General features: G+C 65.8%; 17 protein-coding genes. 8 read left to right on the forward strand and 9 right to left on the reverse strand.

Annotated elements, in window-relative coordinates; genetic code table 11:
- Positions 1-6 precede the first annotated feature (6 nt).
- Positions 7-459 carry an Rrf2 family transcriptional regulator gene (locus SKZ59_RS09000; RefSeq protein ID WP_319991453.1) on the forward strand — a complete coding sequence of 151 codons (453 nt, stop codon included), beginning with the start codon at positions 7-9 and terminating at the stop codon, positions 457-459.
- Positions 446-1,435, forward strand: coding sequence for an NAD(P)/FAD-dependent oxidoreductase (locus SKZ59_RS09005; protein ID WP_319991454.1), 990 nt, complete (start codon positions 446-448; stop codon positions 1,433-1,435). Before SKZ59_RS09000 ends, SKZ59_RS09005 begins: the two co-directional genes overlap by 14 nt.
- On the opposite strand, the gene SKZ59_RS09010 is transcribed toward SKZ59_RS09005, so the two are convergent.
- Positions 1,363-2,130 (reverse strand): SDR family oxidoreductase, encoded by a 768-nt coding sequence (locus tag SKZ59_RS09010; protein WP_319991455.1) that lies wholly within the window; start codon positions 2,128-2,130, stop codon positions 1,363-1,365. The two genes, SKZ59_RS09005 and SKZ59_RS09010, sit on opposite strands and share 73 nt — an antisense overlap.
- Positions 2,131-2,253: 123 nt before the next feature.
- Here SKZ59_RS09010 and SKZ59_RS09015 point away from each other — a divergent pair, with 123 nt between their 5' ends.
- Positions 2,254-3,177: a LysR family transcriptional regulator gene (locus tag SKZ59_RS09015; RefSeq protein WP_319991456.1), complete on the forward strand. Its 924-nt coding sequence runs from the start codon at positions 2,254-2,256 to the stop codon at positions 3,175-3,177.
- Positions 3,178-3,193: 16 nt separating this feature from the next.
- Positions 3,194-3,946: a DUF4303 domain-containing protein gene (locus SKZ59_RS09020; protein WP_319991457.1), complete on the forward strand. Its 753-nt coding sequence runs from the start codon at positions 3,194-3,196 to the stop codon at positions 3,944-3,946.
- Positions 3,947-3,949: 3 nt separating this feature from the next.
- On the opposite strand, the gene SKZ59_RS09025 is transcribed toward SKZ59_RS09020, so the two are convergent.
- From SKZ59_RS09025 to SKZ59_RS09055, 7 genes are all read right to left on the reverse strand, one after another.
- Complete coding sequence (locus SKZ59_RS09025; RefSeq protein ID WP_319991458.1) at positions 3,950-5,071, reverse strand: metallophosphoesterase; 1,122 nt, start codon at positions 5,069-5,071, stop codon at positions 3,950-3,952.
- Positions 5,072-5,142: 71 nt separating this feature from the next.
- On the reverse strand, positions 5,143-6,657 hold the full coding sequence (locus SKZ59_RS09030) for a response regulator (RefSeq protein ID WP_319991459.1): 1,515 nt from the start codon (positions 6,655-6,657) through the stop codon (positions 5,143-5,145).
- The gene (locus tag SKZ59_RS09035) at positions 6,644-8,467 is read right to left on the reverse strand and encodes an ATP-binding protein (RefSeq protein WP_319991460.1); all 1,824 of its coding nucleotides are present in this window, start codon (positions 8,465-8,467) and stop codon (positions 6,644-6,646) included. Before SKZ59_RS09035 ends, SKZ59_RS09030 begins: the two co-directional genes overlap by 14 nt.
- Entirely contained in the window at positions 8,464-9,549 is a 1,086-nt protein-coding gene (locus SKZ59_RS09040) for an ATP-binding SpoIIE family protein phosphatase (protein WP_319991461.1), read from the reverse strand. The genes SKZ59_RS09035 and SKZ59_RS09040 overlap by 4 nt, the downstream gene beginning before the upstream one ends.
- Positions 9,546-9,992, reverse strand: coding sequence for an ATP-binding protein (locus SKZ59_RS09045; protein WP_070302665.1), 447 nt, complete (start codon positions 9,990-9,992; stop codon positions 9,546-9,548). Before SKZ59_RS09045 ends, SKZ59_RS09040 begins: the two co-directional genes overlap by 4 nt.
- Before the next feature lie 10 nt (positions 9,993-10,002).
- On the reverse strand, positions 10,003-10,365 hold the full coding sequence (locus tag SKZ59_RS09050; RefSeq protein ID WP_319991462.1) for an STAS domain-containing protein: 363 nt from the start codon (positions 10,363-10,365) through the stop codon (positions 10,003-10,005).
- Between the two features lie 7 nt (positions 10,366-10,372).
- On the reverse strand, positions 10,373-11,251 hold the full coding sequence (locus SKZ59_RS09055) for an STAS domain-containing protein (RefSeq protein WP_319991463.1): 879 nt from the start codon (positions 11,249-11,251) through the stop codon (positions 10,373-10,375).
- Between the two features lie 226 nt (positions 11,252-11,477).
- Between SKZ59_RS09055 and SKZ59_RS09060 the strand changes: the two genes are divergently transcribed.
- The 4 genes from SKZ59_RS09060 to SKZ59_RS09075 all read left to right on the forward strand — a co-directional run bounded on the left by SKZ59_RS09060 (position 11,478) and on the right by SKZ59_RS09075 (position 15,223).
- Positions 11,478-11,891: a hemerythrin domain-containing protein gene (locus tag SKZ59_RS09060; RefSeq protein WP_070302663.1), complete on the forward strand. Its 414-nt coding sequence runs from the start codon at positions 11,478-11,480 to the stop codon at positions 11,889-11,891.
- 33 nt (positions 11,892-11,924) lie between these two features.
- Entirely contained in the window at positions 11,925-13,106 is a 1,182-nt protein-coding gene (gene hmpA / locus SKZ59_RS09065) for an NO-inducible flavohemoprotein (RefSeq protein ID WP_319991464.1), read from the forward strand.
- Between the two features lie 129 nt (positions 13,107-13,235).
- Positions 13,236-13,544, forward strand: a complete 309-nt coding sequence (locus tag SKZ59_RS09070; RefSeq protein ID WP_034755744.1) for a DUF485 domain-containing protein — start codon at positions 13,236-13,238, stop codon at positions 13,542-13,544.
- Positions 13,541-15,223 carry a cation acetate symporter gene (locus SKZ59_RS09075; protein WP_319991465.1) on the forward strand — a complete coding sequence of 561 codons (1,683 nt, stop codon included), beginning with the start codon at positions 13,541-13,543 and terminating at the stop codon, positions 15,221-15,223. Before SKZ59_RS09070 ends, SKZ59_RS09075 begins: the two co-directional genes overlap by 4 nt.
- Before the next feature lie 64 nt (positions 15,224-15,287).
- Here SKZ59_RS09075 and SKZ59_RS09080 read toward each other — a convergent pair whose 3' ends face one another.
- On the reverse strand, positions 15,288-15,743 hold the full coding sequence (locus SKZ59_RS09080; protein ID WP_034755746.1) for an RrF2 family transcriptional regulator: 456 nt from the start codon (positions 15,741-15,743) through the stop codon (positions 15,288-15,290).
- Between the last annotated feature and the right edge of the window lie 113 nt (positions 15,744-15,856).

Genomic DNA, 15,856 nt, shown 5'->3' on the forward strand with positions numbered 1-15,856 from the left:
AGTTACATGAGACGCGACAGCAAACTATCATCGATCCTCCATGTGCTGCTGCACATGGCCCACGCGGGGCGCCCGATGACGTCCGAGGAACTCTCCGCTTACCTGGACACCAACCCCGTGCTGGTGCGGCGCGTGATGGCCGGCTTGCGCGAGCGCGGCTACGTGGCGTCGGACAAGGGCCATGGCGGCGGCTGGCGCATCGTCTGCGACCTGCACAAGGTGACCCTGCAAGACATCTACGTGGCCGTGGGTTCGCCCACCATCTTCGCCATGGGCAACCGTGTCGATCAGCCGGGCTGTTTGGTCGAGCAGGTTGTCAACCAGTCGCTGGCCGGCGCCTTCGATGAAGCCGAGGCGCTGCTGATCCAGCGCCTTGGCGCCGTCACCCTGGCCGACCTGGCCGACCGTTTCAGCCAACAATACGCCACCCACAAAGGAGCACCACATGCACATTCCTGAATCGCCTGGCATCCCGTTCGATGCCATCATCGTCGGCGGCAGCTACGCGGGCCTGTCCGCCGCCACGCAACTGGCGCGCGCCCGCCGCCGCGTGCTGGTGATCGACGGCGGCCAGCGCCGCAACCGCTACGCCAGCCATTCCCACGGTTTCCTGACCCAGGACGGCAGCGGCACGGCCGCCATCGCGGCCGAGGGCAAGGCGCAGCTGATGGCGTATGCCACCGTCACCTGGCGGGACGGCATGGCCGTGCAGGCCGCGGCCAGCAGCGATGGCGATGGCTTCGGCGTGACCCTGGCGGACGGCCATGTCGTGCACGGCCGCCGCCTCGTGCTGGCCACCGGCGTGATCGATGAACTGCCGCCCGTCGATGGCCTGGCCGAGCGCTGGGGCGGCAGCGTCTTTCACTGCCCGTATTGCCACGGCTATGAACTGGAGCAGGGCGCCATCGGCGTGCTGGCCACCGGCCCCCTGTCCATGCACCATGCGCTGATGCTGCCCGACTGGGGCACGGTCACTTTTTTCCTCAATGGCGCGTTCGAGCCTGATGCGGCGCAGCTGGCGCAACTCGAGGCGCGCGGCGTCAAGCTGGTGCGTACGCCCGTGGCGCGGATCGACGCGGTGGCCGACGTGGTCACGGCGGACGGCAGCCGCCACGCGATGGCCGGCCTGTTCGTGGCGACCCGCACCCGCCTGGCCAGTTCCCTGGCCGGTGAATTGGGCTGCGCGCTGGAAGATGGGCTCATGGGACCGTTCGTGCGCACCGACGAGCAAAAGGCCAGCAGCGTGCCTGGTGTCTTTTGCTGCGGTGACGCGGGCCGCATGGCGGGCAGCGTGGCGTTCGCGGTGGCCGATGGCGCCATGGCGGGCGTGGCGGCGCACCGTTCGCTGATGTTCGGACTCGATCAGGCGGCAAAACCGCCATCGATCTTCAGCCCGGCACCCGTGACGAACGCCGCCTCCGCGCTGGCCAGGTAAGCGACCATGCCGGCGATTTCATCGGCCGTGCCGTGGCGGGGCAGGGCCATCAGGCCGTGCATCAGGTCGGCGAAGTCGCCCGTCGGCGGGTTCATGTCCGTGGCGACGGGGCCCGGTTCCACATTGTTGATGGTGATGCCGCGCGGGCCCAGGTCGCGCGACAGGCCTTGCGTCAGGCCGCTCAGCGCCGATTTGCTCATGGCGTAGGCGGCCGCGCCGCCGAACGGCATGCGGTGCGCATTCGTGCTGCCGATGTTGATGATGCGCCCGCCCGTCGGCATGTGCGCCACGGCCGCCTTGATGGCGACGAACACGGCGCGCACGTTGACGTTCAAGGTCTTGTCGAAGTCTTCCAGCGAAAAGTCGTCGATGGTGCCGGGCAGGAACACGCCCGCATTGTTGACGAGGATGTCGACACGGCCAAACTGCGCCGCCACCTTGGCGATGGCGGCCGTCAGGGCGGTGGCGTTGGCCGCATCGGCCTGCACGCCCAAGGCCTTGCCGCCGGCCGCTTCCACTTTGGCGGCCAGCGCCTGCGCTTCGGCGGCGGAACTTTGATAGGTGAAGACGACGTTGGCGCCCTGGCTGGCAAGGCGGCGCACGATGGCGGCGCCGATGCCGCGCGAGCCGCCCGTCACGAACGCGATCTTGTCTTGCAGTGGCAGGGAGGTGCTGGTGGTGGCTTGGGTTTGCATGATGAGCTTTCAAAGTGGGGAGTCGAGGAATTCAGTATCTGCCTTTCATTCCTGCCGCGCTAGCCATGAATCGCTACAATCACTTTCAACCTTGAGTATCAAATGAGCGGGTAGAATACAGGCATGGACGCCCTCAATCACTTGCAATCGTTTGTGCTGTCTGCCGAGCTGGGCAGCTTTTCGGCCGCCGCGCGCCGCCTGGGGCTGACTCCTGCGGCCGTCAGCAAGAACGTGGCGCGGCTGGAAGCGAGCCTGGGGTTGCGGCTGTTCCAGCGCAGCACGCGCCGTTTGACCCTGACGGAAGGGGGCGAACGCTTCCTGCAGCAGATAGGCGGCGCCCTGTCCACCTTGCGCGAAGCGATCGCCGGCGTGGCGGAAGAGGGCGGCCAGCCGGCCGGCATACTGAAAATCAGCATGGCACCATCGTTCGGGCGCAGCTACGTGGTGCCGCTGCTGGGCGACTTCATCGCCCGCTATCCAGGTGTCATCCCCGACTGCCATTTCGACAACCGGCAAGTGGACTTGATCGGCGAAGGTTTTGACGTGGCCATCGGCGGTGGCATCGAATTGACGCCGGGCGTGGTGGCGCGCGAACTGGGCCACGCCCACATCGTCGCCACGGCGTCGCCCGCCTTCATGCGGGGCAAAACCATGCCCACGCATCCTTCGGATCTGGCCCAATTCGACGGCGTGGCGCGCCGCTCGGCCGGCAGCGGCAGATTGCGCAGCTGGATACTGCGCGACGGCGTGGGCGGCGAAGGCGTGGCCGAATACCGTCCGCGCGCCATCTTCGACGATCCGGAAGCGATGGCGCAGGCGGCCATCCTCGGCGTTGGCGTGGCGCTGCTGCCCATGCCGCATGCGCTGGCCCATTTGCGCAGCGGCGCCCTGGTCCGGCTGCTGCCCGGCTGGCATGCCGATTCCGGCCCCCTGTCCGTGTACTATCCGAGCAAGAAACTGCTGCCCGCGAAGACGCGCGTGTTCGTCGTTTTTTTGCTGGAGCAGTTCCGCCAGCGCGATTTCGCCGCGCAGATGCGGCCCGATTAACCGATGAAAAATTCTCATGCATAGCAATTACAGCCTGTTTTATACCTTTGACCATGACCAGCCGGCCCGCTTCCAGGAAGTGCGCGTGTTCGGCACCACCGTGTGGACGGCCGCCGGTGCGGCCATGACCTGGGGCGAGGAGACGCGCACGCAGTATGCGAGCGTCGCCGAAGCGCAGGCTGCCTATCTGTCCCATTGCGATGCAGCTGTCGCCGGTGGCCACACCCTGGCGCGCGCCATGCTCATCGACCCGGCCGTCTTTGATTTCGCGCTGCTGCACACCCTGGTGGCGGACGCCGCGCGCCGTGCTTTCGCTGCCGTGCGCCGTGCGCATCCCGATCAGCACATCAACGCTTACGCGCTCGTCAGCGACGACAGCGCCATGACCATCGGCCCGGCGGCCAACAGCCGCGAAGCGCTGGCCGCCTCGGAGTACGGTGAAGAGATGTTGTGGAATCCGGCGGAATGGGCGTTTGAGGACGGGGTCGCGTATTTCGACAGCGCCTACCGCTTGCTGCTGCAGGCGCACCGCGACTTGCCCTTCGACGTCGATTTCACCACCTTCCATACCGGCGTGTTCGACGCCTGCATCGCGGCGCTGGCGCAGCTCGATGCCGAAGGCTGTTTTGGCGCGGGCGCGCAGCGCGACGATTTCGTGCTGCTGTTCGAGGTCAGTGACAGCGAAGCGGTGGAAGGCGCGATGGCACGTTTGAATCCGCCGGCCGTGGCGGCGCGTTTCGCGGCGTGGATGGCCAGCTGCGCGGAGTAACGCTTACGCCGCCACCAGCCTCAGTCTCGTAATCTCCGCCGGCGCGCCGATGCGTTTCGGCGGGCCCCAGTACCCGGTGCCACGGCTCACGTAAATCCACAAGCGGCCTTGCCGGTGCAGGCCGGCCACGTAGGGCTGCTGCAGCGGCACGAACAGGTTCCATGGCCAGAACTGTCCCCCGTGCGTGTGGCCCGACAGTTGCAGGTCGTAGCCGGCCGCTTCGGCGTCGGGCGCGCTGCGCGGCTGGTGCGCCAGCAGGATGCGGGGGAGATCGGCTGGCGCGCCGGCGATGGCCGTTTGCGGGTCGCTTTTCTGGGCCGGGTCGAAACTGCCCGCATTGAAATCGGTGACGCCGGCCAGCGCCAGGCGCGCGCCGTCGTGTTCGAGCACCGTGTGCTCGTTCATCAGTACGCGCAAGCCCAGGCGGCGGAATTCCGCCACCCACGGCGCGGCGCCCGAATAGTATTCGTGGTTGCCCGTCACGAGGAAGACGCCATGGCGCGCGCGCAGCTCGCCCAGCGGCGCCGTATGGCTGCCCAGCTGCGCCACCGTGCCATCGACCACGTCGCCAGTGATGGCGATGATGTCCGCCCGCAGGCCGTTGGCGCGCGCGACGATCGCTTCCACGTAGGCGCGCTTGATGGTGGCGCCCACGTGGATGTCGCTCAGCTGCACGATGGTCAATCCCTGCAAGGCGGCCGGCAGGCCGGCGATGGGCACCGTCACTTCGCGCACACGCGCCACCTTGCGGGCGTTGATGAAACCGACGGCGGTGGCCAGCAGCGCCAGAACGAGGACGGCCACCGCGGACGCCTGCGCGTGCGGGCGGGCGGCGGGAATCAGCATCAGCAGCTCGCGCAGCACGGTCAGCACGAACAGCGAGGAAAAAAATCCCATGCACAGCGAGCCGGCCCAGCTCAAGCGGTCGGCCAGGCGCCCATTGTTGGTGACGGCGCGGGCGAAGATGGTCATCGGCATGAGCATGGTCGAGGCGAGCAAGACGACGCCGCCCAGCAGCCAGCCGGCCAGGCCGACGGGCAGGGCAGGCAGCAGCAGCCAGCCTAGCAGGGCGTGCAGGGCGCCCAGTATCATGGTGATGCGCAGCAGCGGCGTGCGGGTTTTCATGGCGTGATTCCAGTGGTGGGGCGGCCGCCGATTATAGCGGACGCCCTGGCAACACGCAGCCGCCACCGCGCTCACGGTGCGATATGCAATCCCAGCATGGCCAGCTTGCCAAAATCGACAGGCTTGGCGAAGTGTTCGTTGAAACCCGACGCCAGGGCCGCTTGGCGGTCGTGTTCCTGGCCATAGCCGGTCAGCGCCACGAGCAGGAACTGCTGCGGTATCGGCAGCTGGCGCATTTTGACGGCCACGTCGTAGCCGCTCATGTCGGGCAGGCCGATGTCGAGAAAGACGATGTCGGGCTTGAATTCCAGGGTGCGCTCGGTCGCCTGCGTGCCCGTGTAGGCCGTGCGCACCGTGTGGCCGTACATTTCCAGCAGTTCGGCCAGGGTGTCGGCCGCATCGCAGTTGTCGTCGACGACGAGGATGCGCTGGCTGCCGCCGGTGGCCGCCTCCGGCGCTGGCGCGGCCGGCTGCGGCAGGTTGGCGTCGAGCGGCAGGATGACTTCGAAGGTGCTGCCCAGCCCCACGCCGGGGCTGTGCACGCTGACCTGGCCGCCGTGCAAGGTCACCAGGTTGCGCACCAGCGACAGGCCGATGCCCAGGCCGTCCTGCACCCGGTCGGGCGAGTGGCCGCTTTGCTCGAACAGGCCGAAGATGCTGTCGATGCTGGCGGCGGCGATGCCGATGCCGTTGTCGCTCAGGCGGATGCGCACATTGTCGCCTTCGCGCACGGCGGTGATGGCGATGCGCCCGCCCGGCGCCGTGAACTTGGCCGCGTTGAGCAGCAGGTTGGCGACGATCTGCGACAGGCGCACGGCGTCGCCGCAGACCCACAGCTCTTCCTTGGGCAGGTTCACGTCCAGCGCATGGCCGCGCGCCTCGACGCTGTGCGAGCTCGTTTCCAGCGCGCTGCGGATCACGCTGGCCAGGCTCACGCTTTCCCATTGCAGCGAGATTTTGCCCTGCGAGATGCGCGACACGTCGAGCAGGTCGTCCACCAGACGCACCAGGTGGTCCGTGTGGCGGCCGATGGTGCGGCGTGCGTTGTCCTGCACGGCCGGCACGACGGGGTCGAGCTTGCACAGCAGGGCCAGCGCCGTGCGGATGGGGCCCAGCGGGTTGCGCAATTCGTGCGCCAGGGTGGCCAGGAACTCATCCTTGCGGCGGTCCACGTCACGCAGCGCGCGCTCGACCCGTCCCAGCCGCAGCAGCGCCTTGACGTTGGCGATCAGTTCATCGGCCTCGATCGGCTCGACCAGGTAATTGTCGGCGCCGCCATCGAGGGCGCGGATCTTGTCGGCCGTGCCGATGCAGGAAGCGGACGTCTGCAGCACCAGGATGGTGTTCGTCTCGGCGCCGCCCTTCAGCTGGCGGCACACTTCCAGGCCGTTGATGTCGGGCAGCTTGACGTCGAGGAGGATCAGGTTGGGGCGGTCCTGGCGGGCGCGCAGCAGCGCGTCGCCCCCATTCGAGGCTTCGATGACCTTGAAGCCGGCGCGTTTGAGGATGCGCGATTTGGCGTAGCGTGCGCCGTCGCTGTCATCGACGTTCAGGATCAGAGCATCGCTGTTGTTATCCGGTAGCATGCGCATTGTCCCATGTGGTTGTGCCTTGCGGCGGAGCCGGCTCTTGCCGGTGATGTGTATTGCCGATCAGCGCGCGCAGGGTCGCCAGCAATTGCTGGCGCGACAGCGGCTTGATGTAGTAGGCCTCGGCGCCCAGGGCCAGTCCCTTGCGCACGTCGTCGATCTCGGTGGCGACGATGACGGGCACCTGGCGCCGCAGCGGGTCGTTTTTCAGCTCGGCCAGCCAGTGCCAGGCCGTTTCGCCGTGCAGCAGGATGTCGAGGATGACGGCGGCGGGGCGCTGCTGTTCCCAGCGCTCCTGCGCCTCGCGCACGCTGCGCGCGGGAACGACGCGAAATTCGCTGCCGGCCAAAAATTTTTCATACAGCAGGCGCACGGGCGGATTGTCTTCCACCACCAGCACGGCGACGCGCTGGTCGTTGCCATTGTCGTTGGCCGGCGCGCATGGCGGCAGGCTGCCTTCGGGCGCATGGTAGCTGGTGGGCAGGACGACGGAAAACAGCGAGCCCTCGCCAGGCGTGCTTTCCACGGACACCGTGCCATTGAGCAAGGTGGCCAGGTTGCGGCACAGGGGCAGGCCCAGGCCCGTGCCCTTGACCTTGCGCTGCATGTGGTTTTCCACCTGGCTGAATTCCTCGAAGATCAGCTGCACGTCTTCGGCATCGATGCCCAGGCCCGTGTCGGAGACGGAAAAGCGGATGGCGTCCTGCTCCGGCAAGGGCGTGGCGCTGACGACGATGGCGCCGGCCTCGGTGAACTTGAGGGCGTTGGAGATGAAGTTGCGCAGGATTTGCGACAGCTTGCCTTCATCCGTATGGATGTGCAGCGCCGGGTCGGGGTCGATGAAGGTCAGGGTGAGCGACTCGGACACCAGCAGCGGGCGCAGCATGCCGCGCAGGGCGCTGAACAGGTCGGCCACCTGGAAGCTGTTGGCGTGCACGTCGACCTTGCCCGCCTCGATCTTGGCCAGGTCCAGCAGGTCGTTGACCAGGTCGCTCAGGCTGACGGCGCTTTGCAGGATGAACATCACCTGCTTTTCCTGTTCCTCCGACAGCTCGCCGTCGATGCGGTCGAGCAGCAGCTTGGACAGGGCGCGGATGGAGCTGAGCGGGGTGCGGAATTCATGGCTCATGTTCGACAGGAAGCGCGATTTCATCTGGTCGGCGCGGCGCAGGTGGTCGGCTTTTTCGTCGAGTTCCGCGAACAGCGCCACCACGCCGCGGTTGGTGTCTTCCAGCTCGCGCGTCAGCTGCAGCAGGTCGTCCTGGCGCGTCTTCAGTTCGGCCAGCGTGGTCAAAAGCTCGCGGTTCTGCTGCTGCACTTCGGACAGCGTAATATCCGAAGGCAGCGCCTGCAGGCTGCCGGACAGCGTGCCGATCATGCTCCCGTCGAGCAGGCGCGCGTCGCGCGGGAACAGCTTGTGCAGCGTGATCTGCGTGCCTTCGCCGGGCGTGCTGTGGATATGGCAGCGGTCCATCAGGCGCTGGGCGCCCAGGATGCCCAGGCCCATGCCCGTCGGCGAGCGGTAGGTGCCGGCCAGTATCTTGTCGAGCTGCGCAATGCCGGGGCCCTGGTCTTCGATGCGGATGCTGAGCACCTGCGGCGCCGTCTGGCCGTCGATGGCGAAATGCACCTTGCCGCTGCCGGCGTAGTTGTAGACGTTGCGCGCCAGTTCCGACACGGCCGTGGCGATGCGCACCTGGTCCTGCACGCCGAAACCGCACAGGGCCGCGATCTGCCGCGCGCGCTGGCGTGCGCCCACCACATCGAGTTCGCTGCCGATATGGGCCGTCAATATGCGTTGCGTCATGCTGTTTCGCTCCTTTCCGCGGTGACGGCCTGGCATTCCTCATGTTCGCGCAGCACCACCACCGTGACGTCGTCGCGCCCGCGCGCAAAATCGCGGTACAGCACGGCGGCGACGAGGCTGGGGTGGCATTGCGCCAGGCCCGGATACTGTTCCAGGTCCCAGCGCGTGTGCAAGCCGTCCGAGTGCATGATCAAGGTCGTGCCCAGCTGCCATGGATAGCAGAACTCCTGCACCTTGCGCAGGTTGCTGCCGACGATGCCGTTATGCGACAGCAGATGCCGGCGCTGCTGCGCATCGAAGGCGCAGGCGGCGATATTGCCCACGCCCGCATAGCGCAATTCGCGGCGCGCGCTGTCGATATGCGCCACCGCCATGGCCGCGCCGCGCGTCGTGCGCAGGGCGCCGTGGGCCAGTTCGATGAAGGGGGCGGGCAGGGGCGGCAAGCCGGGCGTGTCGGTTTCCAGCAAGGCGCTGGCGCGTTCCGAGGCGCGCGCCGCCAACGGGCCGTGGCCCAGGCCATCGGCCACCATCAGGCTCAGTTCATGGCCTTCGCAGACCACGTTCCAGGCGTCGCCGCACACCTGTTCCGAGGCCAGCGGCAGGCACACGGCGCCGATGCGCCAGTTCGGATGGGCGGGGATGGCGCTGCTGGCGTGCTGCCCCCAGACCACCACCATCAGCACCGTGCCCTTGCCAGGCGCCGTGTACAGGTCGAATTCCTGGCCCAGGCGGCGTATCGCGCCCAGCCCCACGCCATAGGTGCCCGTGGTGGAATGGCCATCCTGCATGTGCTGGCGTACATTGGCCATGCCGGGGCCGTTGTCGATGGCCAGCACTTCGATGCCGCTGGTGCCGCCGCGCAGCACCTTGCGCAGCAGGATTTCGCCGCGCTGTGCGTGCTTGACGATGTTGGTCGCCGCTTCACTGATGATGATGGCCAGCTGGCCCGTGCGCACGTCGTCGAAGCCGATGCGGCGCGCCAGCTCGTTGCCGGCGCGGCGGGCCGCGGCGATCTCGCTCGGTTCGCCGATGGGAAAACTTCTTTGCCTGAGAATGTCAGGCTGTGGTTCCTTGTGGTTCAAAACAGCTTCCATTTCGCGATGGTGACGGTGGTGCCCGCGCCGGGCGCCGTGTCGATGTGAAATGCGTCGGCAAGGCGCTTGGCGCCGCCCAGCCCCAGTCCCAGCCCGCCGCCGCTGGTGTAGCCATCGGTCAGCGCCAGGGGAATATCGTCGATGCCCGGTCCCGCATCGACAAAGCGCAGCTCCAGTCCCTGCCGCGCGCCATCGCAGACGCGCGCGATGCGCGCTTCGCCGCCGCCGCCGTAGCGCAGGGTGTTGCGCGCCAGCTCGCTGGCCGCCGTGATGATCTTGGTCTGTTCGATCAGGCCAAACCCCATGGCGACCATGCTGTCGCGTACCTGCTTGCGCAGCCGCACGACGTCTTCGTCGCTGTGCAGGGGCAGGATCTGCTGCGTCTGCGGCCCTCCCGTCTGCGTCCGCTCCTGTGCCTGCGCGCCTAGCATGGCGCCCCCGTCATGCGCATGCGCCGCCCCGTTCCAGCATCCTGATGCCCAGCTCCACGTTGAGCGCCGTGCTCACGCCTTCCAGGGTCAGCCCCAGTTCCACCAGGGTGATGGCGACGGCTGGCTGCATGCCGACGACGACGGTGCGTGCGTCGAGGATTTTCGCCATCGCCGCCGTGTTGCTGATCATGCGGCCGATGAAGGAGTCGACGATGTCGAGCGCGGAAATGTCGATCAGCACGCCCGTGGCGCGGTCCGTCACGATGCGGGTGGTCAGGTCGTCCTGCAAGGTCATCGCCAGGCGGTCATGCATGTCCACCTGGATCGTCACCAGCAGCAGCCGGCCCATGCGTAAAATGGGGATTCTTTCCATAGGCTCCTCAGTGTGCTTGCTGCTGGTAGTTGATGCTGGAGCCCGTGCGTTTCAGGGCCACGACGAAGGCGTCGGCCAGGGTGGCCTTGGTCATCACGTCTTCCAGGTTGACGCCCAGGTGCACGATGGTTTGCGCGATCTGCGGGCGGATGCCGCTGATAATGCAGTCGGCGCCCATCAGGCGCGCGGCGGCGATGGTTTTCAGCAGGTGCTGCGCCACCAGGGTGTCGACGGTCGGCACGCCCGTGATGTCGATGATGGCGATCAGCGCGCCCGTATCGACGATCTTTTGCAGCAGGCTCTCCATCACCACCTGTGTGCGTGCGCTGTCGAGGGTGCCGATCAGGGGCAGGGCCAGCACGTTTTGCCACAGCTGCACGACGGGCGTCGACAGTTCCAGCAATTCCTGCTGCTGGCGCAGAATCACCTGTTCGCGCGCCTTCTGGTAGATGGCGATGGTCAGCAGGCCCAGCTCGTCGAACAATTTGCTGGTGCTGACGATGGCGTCGCCCAGCTGCTCCGGCTGCGCCGTGATCGCCTTGCGCAGGTAGCCGAACAGCGGCTCCTTGAGGGCGAACATGAAGCTGGCCGTGTCGATCGGCGAATAGCCCTGGCGCACGCGCGACTGCGATATTTCCGCGATCAGCTGGCGTGTATCGTCCCAGGCGCCGCCTTCGATGTCGAACGAGTCGCCGCTTTCCAGCGCGCCAGCCAGCAGCGGCAGCAATTGCGATGCCTGCTGGCGCAGCTCGTTTTCCGCGATCTTGTCGCGCCGCACGAGGCGGGCGATCAGGCCGGCCATCCAGCCATCCAGCAGTTCCGTGTGGTGCTCGTTGATGATGCCGGCCAGTTGCTGCGCCTGGCCCGTGCCCGTTTTGTTTTTCATGCTCATCCTTGGCTGGAGTGGAGGGTGCGGCACGGCCGCAAACGGGCCCGCGCTGTGATGAGCAAATTATAGGCAGGCATCGCGGAAGCTTGTGTTCTGTGCCGCACATAGTGGCGCATGTCGATTTACATTCCTCCAGGAAACGTTGAAGCTTTAAAGATGCATGTAATTTGCATGTTTAAGCGAATTCCGCTACACTGGCCGCACTCAACAAGAGAAAAACGCCATGAATATCGACAAATTCAAACAGCAGCATCTGGCCATCCTGGCCGCCATCGACGACTTGCGCCAGCTGGCGCGCGGCGGTGTGGCCGCGCAGGCGCAGGCCATTGCCGAACAGATCATCGCCATGAGCGGCTTGATCAAGCTGCACCTGGCCGTCGAGCAGCGCTACCTGTATCCGGCCGCGCAAGCGTCCGGCGTCGCCAAAGTGGCCCAGCTGGGGCGCCAGTACGAAAACGAGATGCACGGCATCGCCGGCGCCTACCTTGATTTCGCCGGCCGCTGGAATACGCCCGTGCGCCTGGAAGCCGAACCGGAAGCCTTCCGCAGCGAAGCCAATACCGTGCTGCACGCGCTGTTCCAGCGCATGCGCCGCGAAGACCATGAGTTATATCCAGCTGTAGAGACGCTGGCCTGAGACCGCTTACCCATATCCACACAGGAGTTTTACATGCTGACCCAAGAACAACGCGCCATCATCACGGCCACCGTGCCCATCCTCGAGCAGGGTGGCGAAGCGCTGACGCGCCACTTCTACAAGAATCTGTTCCGCGACCATCCGGAAGTGCTGCCGTACTTTAACCAGGCGCACCAGCACAGCGGCGACCAGCAGCGCGCGCTGGCCAATGGCGTGCTGATGTATGCCAAGCATATCGATCAACTGGATGCGCTGGGTGACCTGGTGGCCACCATCGTCAACAAGCACGTGGCCCTGCAAATTCGCGCCGAGCACTATCCGCTGGTCGGTGCCAGCCTGCTGCAAGCGATCCGCGAAGTGCTGGGCGCAGAGGTGGCCAGCGATGCCGTCATCGACGCCTGGGGCGCGGCCTACGGCCAGCTGGCCGACATCCTGGCTGGCGAAGAAGGGCGCATCTACAAGGCGCAGGCGGCCGCGCCCGGCGGCTGGAGCGGCGCGCGCGACTTTACCGTGCGCAGCAAGACGGTGGAAAGCGGCGAGATCACGTCCTTCCTGCTGGCGCCCGCCGATGGCCAGGCCGTGCTCGACTTTGCGCCCGGCCAGTACATCGGCGTGCTGGCCACCGTCGATGGCGTGCCCATGCGCCGCCAATACTCGCTGTCGGCCGCCAGCAATGGCCAGACGTACCGCATCAGCGTCAAGCGCGAAGCGGGCGGCAAGGTGTCGAACCATTTCCACGACCACGTGCAGGCGGGCGACACCGTACAGTTGACGCCGCCATCGGGCGACTTCGTGCTGAAAGACAGCGACAAGCCGCTGGTGCTGATCAGCGGCGGCGTGGGCATCACGCCGACCTTGGCCATGCTGACGGCGGCCCTGCGCGGCAAGCGTCCCGTGCACTTCATCCACGCGGCGCGCAACCACGGCGTGCATGCGTTCCGCGCGCAGATCGACGAGCTGGCCGCGCAGCACCCGCAGTTGCAGCGCTATTACTGCTATGCGGAACATGGTGGCGAGCACGATGCGCCGGATGCCGTCGGCTTGCTGAATAAAGAGCAGCTGAAAAACTGGCTGCCAGCCTCGCGTGACGTCGACGCCTATTTCCTGGGACCGCAGCCGTTCATGCGGGCCGTCAAGCAATACTTGCGCGAACTGGGCGTGCCGGAACAGCAGACGCACCATGAGTTCTTCGGACCGGCTGCCGCCTTGAACTGATTTTTCTTCCTGCCTTGTGTTGTCCCCGCGAGAAAAAACGCTGCCGTAAGGGGCGGGTAAGCCTCGCGCTGTACTGTGAATCCAAGCTCGCACAAAAGAGCACGCTTTTACATAACAGGAGGCAACACAATGCATGACGATCTGGTTCAAAAAATCAAGAGCGACCCCAGCTACCATCAGCTGGTCAAGGTGCGTTCCCGCTTCGGCTGGGCGCTGACGGGCCTGATGATGCTCGTGTACTACGGCTACATCCTGCTCATCGCCTTCAACAAGGAATTCCTGGCCACGAAAACGGGCGCCGGCGTGATGACCTGGGGCATGCCGATCGGCCTGTTCGTCATCGTGTTTACCGTGCTCGTCACCGGCATCTATGTGCGCCGCGCCAACAAGCAATTCGACGACCTGAGCAACGCCATCCAGGCACGGGTGCAAGCATGAGCGCCGCCAAGCATGCGCTGCGCGGAGCGTCCTGTCTGAGCGCCTTGGCCTTGCTGGGTGCCAGCAACGCCGTGTTCGCGGCCGGCGCCGACCTGGGCCAGGCAGTCAAGCAACCGACCAACTGGACGGCGATCATCATGTTCGCCGCCTTCGTCATCTTCACCCTGTTCGTCACCAAGTGGGCGGCCGCGAAGACCAAGTCGGCTTCCGATTTTTACACGGCCGGCGGCGGCATCACGGGCTTCCAGAACGGCCTGGCCATCGCGGGCGACTATATGTCGGCCGCCTCGTTCCTCGGCATTTCCGCCGCCGTCTTCCTGAACGGCTACGATGGCCTGATCTACGCCATCGGCTTTCTCGTCGGCTGGCCCGTCATCACCTTTTTGATGGCCGAGCGCCTGCGCAATCTGGGCCGCTTCACCTTTGCCGACGTGGCCGCCTACCGCTTCAAGCAGGCGCCGATCCGCATCTTTTCCGCGTCCGGCACCCTCGTCGTCGTGGCGTTCTACCTGATCGCGCAGATGGTGGGCGCGGGCCAGCTGATCAAGCTGCTGTTCGGCCTCGAATACTGGATCGCCGTCGTCCTCGTCGGTACCTTGATGATGATCTACGTGCTGTTCGGCGGCATGACGGCCACCACCTGGGTGCAGATCATCAAGGCCGTGATGCTGCTGGGTGGCGCCACCTTCATGGCCGTTGCCGTGCTGGCGCAATTCAACTTCAGCCCGGAAGCGCTGTTCGCCAAGTCGGTCGACGTGCACGCCACCAAGGAAGCCATCATGGGCCCAGGTTCCTTCATCAAGGACCCGATCTCGGCCATCTCGTTCGGCATGGCGCTGATGTTCGGCACGGCCGGTCTGCCGCACATTTTGATGCGTTTCTTCACGGTGCCGAGCGCCAAGGAAGCGCGCAAATCCGTGTTCTGGGCCACCACCTGGATCGCCTATTTCTACATCCTGACCTTCATCATCGGCTTTGGTGCCATCGTGCTGGTGAGCACCAATCCCGAGTTCAAGGATGCTGCGGGCAAGCTGCTGGGCGGTAACAACATGGCGGCAGTGCACCTGGCCAAGGCCGTGGGCGGCAACGTCTTCCTCGGCTTCATGTCGGCGGTCGCGTTTGCCACGATTCTGGCCGTCGTGGCGGGCCTGACCCTGTCGGGCGCGTCGGCCGTGTCGCACGATCTGTACGCCACCGTCATCAAGAAGGGCAAGGCCACGGGCGCCAATGAATTGAAGGTGTCGCGCGTGACGACGATCGTGCTGGGCATCATCGCCGTGGTCCTCGGCATCGCCTTTGAAAAGCAGAACATCGCCTTCATGGTGTCGCTGGCTTTCGCCATTGCCGCCTCGGCCAACTTCCCCGTGCTGTTCATGTCGGTGCTGTGGAAGGATTGCACGACGCGGGGCGCCACCATCGGCGGCTTCCTCGGCTTGACCACGGCCGTCGCGCTGACGGTGGTGTCGAAGTCCGTGTGGGTCGACGTGCTCGGCCATGGCGAAGCGCTGTTCCCGTACGCCTCGCCGGCGCTGTTCTCGATGACGGCAGGCTTCGTCGGCATCTGGCTGTTCTCGGTGCTCGACAAGAGCCCGCGCGCGCGCATCGACCGCGCCGGCTACGAAGCGCAGCAAATGCGTTCGGAGACGGGCATCGGCGCGGCAGGCGCCAGCGCGCATTGATGTTTTAGCTAGTCGCTGCAGGAAACAATGCCCGGTTCGCCGGGCATTGTTGTTTTTGGCGCGCTTACTTTGCCACGCGCAGGGGAATCACGCCGGCCGCCAGCGCTGGCGCGCCCGGCGTCGCTTCGAGTATCGATGCCAGGGTCACCGTGTCGAGCACGGCAAGGAAGGCGGCCGTGGCCTGGCCCAGCTTGGCTTTCAGCAGGCAATCGGGTGTCAGCGGGCAGGTATTATTTTCTTTGTTGAAGCATTCCGCCATGAAAAAATCGGTTTCCGTCTCGCGCACGACGGTGCCGATATTGATCTCGGCCGGATCGCGCGCCAGGCGCAGGCCGCCATTGCGCCCGCGCACCGTTTCCACGATGCCTGACAGGCCCAGCTGGTGCACCACCTTCATCAAATGATTTTTCGAGATGGCATGCAGGTCGGCGATGTCCTGGATGGTGACGAGGCGGTCGCGGTGCACGCCCAGGTACATCAGGGTGCGCAGGGTGTAGTCGGTATAGGCAGTCAGTCGCATGGGAGTAGAGAGTAAACACCCGACAAAGCTACTGCGCGTCGCGATTTGCGGCCTGCAATGCTCACTGTGCATCCGCACAGCTGCGCTTCTCGGCCACAACTCTCATCCGCTCG

The organism is Janthinobacterium sp. GMG2 (assembly GCF_033949445.1).
Lineage (GTDB): Bacteria > Pseudomonadota > Gammaproteobacteria > Burkholderiales > Burkholderiaceae_D > Janthinobacterium > Janthinobacterium aestuarii.